This is a genomic window from Acidovorax sp. KNOB132 (genome assembly GCF_057541515.1).
The window spans coordinates 1-2,762 of the sequence record NZ_BAAJYT010000369.1 but is presented as its reverse complement, the minus strand read 5'-3'; the positions used below and the strand labels follow the sequence as shown (position 1 = coordinate 2,762).

3 protein-coding genes and 1 pseudogene are annotated in these 2,762 nt (G+C 67.8%); 3 read left to right on the top strand and 1 reads right to left on the bottom strand.

Annotation, left to right across the window (positions count from 1 at the left end; translation table 11 throughout):
• The 3 genes from AC27IO_RS22545 to AC27IO_RS22535 form a co-directional block, all read left to right on the top strand.
• A partial coding sequence (locus tag AC27IO_RS22545) for an SDR family oxidoreductase (RefSeq protein WP_498740869.1) occupies positions 1-159 on the top strand: 159 nt, incomplete at its 5' end.
• A 28-nt stretch (positions 160-187) separates the two neighbouring features.
• The gene (locus AC27IO_RS22540) at positions 188-1,354 is read left to right on the top strand and encodes a mandelate racemase/muconate lactonizing enzyme family protein (protein ID WP_498740868.1); all 1,167 of its coding nucleotides are present in this window, start codon (positions 188-190) and stop codon (positions 1,352-1,354) included.
• A 256-nt stretch (positions 1,355-1,610) separates the two neighbouring features.
• On the top strand, positions 1,611-2,510 hold the full coding sequence (locus tag AC27IO_RS22535; RefSeq protein ID WP_284430193.1) for a LysR substrate-binding domain-containing protein: 900 nt from the start codon (positions 1,611-1,613) through the stop codon (positions 2,508-2,510).
• 19 nt (positions 2,511-2,529) lie between these two features.
• On the opposite strand, the pseudogene AC27IO_RS22530 reads toward AC27IO_RS22535, so the two are convergent.
• Positions 2,530-2,762 (bottom strand): annotated as a pseudogene (locus AC27IO_RS22530) (methyl-accepting chemotaxis protein); the annotation flags it as partial.

Below are 2,762 nucleotides of genomic sequence, written 5' to 3'. Positions count from 1 at the left end.
CCCGCCCGCGCCGGCAGCGCACCGCGCCTGCCGCCCATCGGCCGCCTCATCGAGCCCGTCGAGATCGCCGCGCTCGTGGGCTACCTGCTGTCGCCGCCGGCGGCGGCCATCACGGGGCAGGACATCGCCATCTGCGGGGGCTCCTCGCTCGCCCGCTGATCCTTCTTTTCTCAACCACCCAAGCACCATGAAAATCGTCGATATCGTCGAATCCACCCGCCCCATCCAATCCGACATCCGCAACGCCTACATCGATTTTTCGAAGATGACCCTGAGCCTGGTGGCCGTCGTGACCGACGTGGTCCGCGACGGCAGGCCGGTGATCGGCTACGGCTTCAATTCCAACGGCCGCTACGGCCAGGGCGCGCTGATGCGCGACCGCTTCATCCCCCGCGTGCTCGAAGCCGACCCCGCCACGCTGGTGGACGGCACTGGCGAGAACCTCGACCCGCACAAGGTCTGGGCCCGCATGATGATCAACGAAAAGCCCGGTGGCCACGGCGAGCGCTCGGTGGCCGTCGGCACCATCGACATGGCCGTGTGGGACGCGGTGGCCAAGATTGCCGGCCAGCCGCTCTACCAGCTGCTGGCCGAACGCTACGGCAACGGCACGCCCGACCCGCGCGTCTTCGTGTATGCCGCCGGCGGCTACTACTACCCCGGCAAGGGGCTGGACGGCCTCCGCAAGGAAATGGAGAGCTACCTGGCGCGCGGCTATTCGGTGGTCAAGATGAAGATCGGCGGGGCCTCGCTGGCCGACGACTGCGAGCGCATCGAGTCGGTGCTCAAGATCCTCGGCCCGGGCCAGCAGCTGGCGGTGGATGCCAACGGCCGGTTCGACCTGCCGACCGCCATCGACTACGGCCGCGCCCTGTCGCAGTACCCGCTGTTCTGGTACGAAGAGGCCGGCGACCCGCTCGACTACGAACTGCAGGCCAGGCTGGGCGAGGTGTACCAAGGCCCCATGGCCACGGGCGAGAACCTGTTTTCGATGCAGGACGCGCGCAACCTCATCCGCCACGGCGGCATGCACAAGGACCGCGACTGGCTGCAGTTCGACTGCGCTTTGAGCTACGGGCTGGTGGAATACCTGCGCACGCTGGACATGCTCAAGGACCATGGCTGGTCCCCCAGCCGCTGCATCCCCCACGGTGGCCACCAGATGTCGCTGGCCATCGCCGCGGGCCTGGGCCTGGGCGGCAACGAGAGCTACCCCGACCTGTTCCAGCCCTATGGCGGCTTTCCGGACGGCGTGAAGGTCGAAAACGGTTACGTCACGTTGCCACCGTTGCCGGGCATCGGGTTCGAGGGCAAGTCCGACCTGATCGCGGAGATGCGGGCCCTGGCTTCCTGAGAATATGGCGGGGTGTTTTGCTATAAAAATATGAGCAATATGCCCTAGTAGGATATGCGCTGCAGGCCTGTTTGATCACAATCGGTACCCCGGTGGCATCGCCCCGCTGCCCGGCTTCGCCATGCGATGCCGGGCTTTTGCCTTTGGGGGTAGCGCGGGGCGTGCGCGTGCCTTTATGCTGGCCAAGGCGCTGTGACGGGGCGGTATTTGCTTGTATGGTCATTGTTCTCGTGTCCTCTCGCGCCCACCCACTCCCATGGACATCAAGACCCTTCGCCTTTTCGTGGAAATCGCCAAACACGGCAGCTTCGCCGAAGCGGCCAAGGTGGTGTGCGCCACGCAGTCGGCGGTCAGCAAGGCGATGAAGGGCCTCGAATCCGAAATGGGCGTGCAATTGCTCGCGCGTTCGGGCCGGGGCAAGGGCCTCACTGCCGCCGGCAACCTGCTGCTTCGCCGCGCGGTGAACATCCTGCATGAGATGCGCGGGCTGGAGGGCGAGCTGGCGGAAATGCAGCAGGTCCAGCGCGGAAGCCTGCGCATCGGCTTTCCCCGCATGGGCACCAGCGCGTACTACGCGGGGCTGTTCACCGAGTTCCGGCAGCGCTTTCCCGCCATCGACGTGGCCATGGTGGTCGAGCCGCTCGACCGGCTGGAAGCACAGCTGCGGGCGGGCGAGGTGGATCTGGCGGCCCTGGTGGCGCCCGCCGCGCACGACTTCGACTGGCAGCATGTGCGCACCGAGCCCGTGGTGGCCCTGGTGCCGCAGGCCTTCGTGCCCGCCGGCACCACGCGCATTTCGCTCGCGGACCTGGCGCAATGGCCGCTCATCCTGTTCGAGGAGGGCACCACCGTGAACCAGGCCCTGCTGCAGGCCTGTGCGCGGCAGGGCGTGCGACCCCGCGTGTCGGTGATGGGCACGGGGCAGGTCGATTTCATGGTGCAGCTGGTGGCGCAGCAGCTGGGCGTGATGCTGCTGCCGCGCGCCATCACGCGCTGGAGCAAGCACCCCGGCGTGCGCTATCTCGATGTGGACGATCTGCCCTCCATCTGGCACTTCACGCTGGCCTGGCGCCGCGGCGTGCCGCACACGCCCGCGGCGCGCGCCTGGCTGGACCTGGCCCGGGATTACTTCCAGGTGCGCGAGCTCGGCTGCTGATCTCCGGTTGCGGGCTGGTTCAGTAGGCGCCCGACGAGCCGATCAGCCGCTGCGCGGGCGCCGGCAGTGCGCCAGTGCGGCTGCTGCTGCGGACGGGGGTTGCCGGGGTTTCGGCCGTGCCGGCATCGGTGTCGCCCGGCAGGCGGAACTGGGCCACCATGCGCGAAAGCGATTCGGCCTGGAACTTCAGGCTGTCGGCCGCAGCGGCGCTCTCCTCCACCAGCGCGGCGTTCTGCTGCGTGACCTGGTCCA

What these genes read in the sequence shown, in the direction of transcription:
- AC27IO_RS22540 (WP_498740868.1), top strand. Translation starts at nt 188, where the DNA reads ATGAAAATCGTCGATATCGTCGAATCCACCCGCCCCATCCAATCCGAC.
- AC27IO_RS22535 (WP_284430193.1), top strand. Translation starts at nt 1,611, where the DNA reads ATGGACATCAAGACCCTTCGCCTTTTCGTGGAAATCGCCAAACACGGC.